Raw genomic sequence first — 1,221 nt, forward strand, 5'->3', positions numbered from 1 at the left:
GGCGGCCGCCTGGGCCGCTGCCGCGGCGCTGACGGCCGAGATGTCGATCCCGCCCAGCAGGGCAGCCGTTTCCGCCGCCGAAACGGCGGCGGCGGCGGTGTTGGCGAGCGCCGCGGCGTCGGTCAGGTTGGCCGTGGCCTGCAAGCCGGCGGCCGTCAGCGCATCGGCAGCGGCGGTGGCGGCAAGGGCGACGGCATCCGTCAGGTTGGCAGTGACGTCGGCATTGTCGGCATCGAGCTGCAAGGCATTGACGGTCGCCGTCAGGTCGACCACGCTGGTCTGTCCGGCCGTGACGTTGGCGGCCAGGGCGGCCAGGTTGGCCAGGTTGAAGGCATTCAGGGCGACGTTGACGTCCAGCAGGCTGGCTTGCGCATTGGCGGCGGCGGCATCCGCATCGGCCTGGTCGGCAGCTTGCTGCAGAGCCACGACATCGGTCTGATCGGCCACTGCCTGGGCATTCGCGGCATCGTTGGCGGCCGCCGCGTCGGCAGCGGCCAGGGCGGCAGCGTCCGTCTGGTTGGCAATGGTTTGCGCTGCCAGCGCGGCGGCGGCGTCATTATCGGAGACGATTTGCAGCGCGGCCGCATCCGTCAGTGCCGCTTGCGCGGCGGCGGCGGCGGACGTGCTGGCGGCGGCATCGGCCGTGATCTGCAGGGCGGCCGCGTCGCTCAGGTTGGCTGTCACCACGGCATTGGCGGCCGCAGCGGCGGCAGCGGCGGCTGCGGCGTCGAGCGCGGCAGCATCCGTGTTGCCGGCCAGGGTGGCGGCTGCCGCTGCCGCGGCAGCGTCGGCGTTGGAAATGACGGCCAGCGCGGCGGCGTCGGTCAGGTCCGCCTGCGCCTGCGCCGCATCCGATGCCAGGGTCGCCGCATCGGCGATCAGCCCCAGGGTGGGCGCCTCCGTCATGTTGGCTTGTGCCTGGGCATTGGCGGCGTTCGTGGCGGCGGCATCGGCGGCGGCCTGCAGGGCTACGGCATCGGTGGCGTTGGCGATCGAGGCATCCCAGGCGGCGACGCCGGCGGCGGCATCCGCTGCCATGGTCAGCGTCACGGCGTCGGTGAGTCCTGCTTGCGTGCTGGCTGCTGCTGCGGCGTTCGCTGCGGCCGTGGCGGCGATGCCCAGTACCGCGGCGTCGCTGGCATTGGCGTTGGCAGCCGCATTTGCTGCCGCGGCGGCGGCCGCATTCGAGGCGGCGGCCAGGGCGGCGGCATCGGTGGCGGC

1 pseudogene is annotated in these 1,221 nt (G+C 73.5%); it reads right to left on the reverse strand.

The window, feature by feature from the left end:
- Positions 1 to 1,221 (reverse strand): annotated as a pseudogene (locus GCN74_RS29065) (hypothetical protein); the annotation flags it as partial.

This window comes from Janthinobacterium sp. FT14W (assembly GCF_009208755.1).
Classification (GTDB): domain Bacteria; phylum Pseudomonadota; class Gammaproteobacteria; order Burkholderiales; family Burkholderiaceae_D; genus Janthinobacterium; species Janthinobacterium violaceinigrum.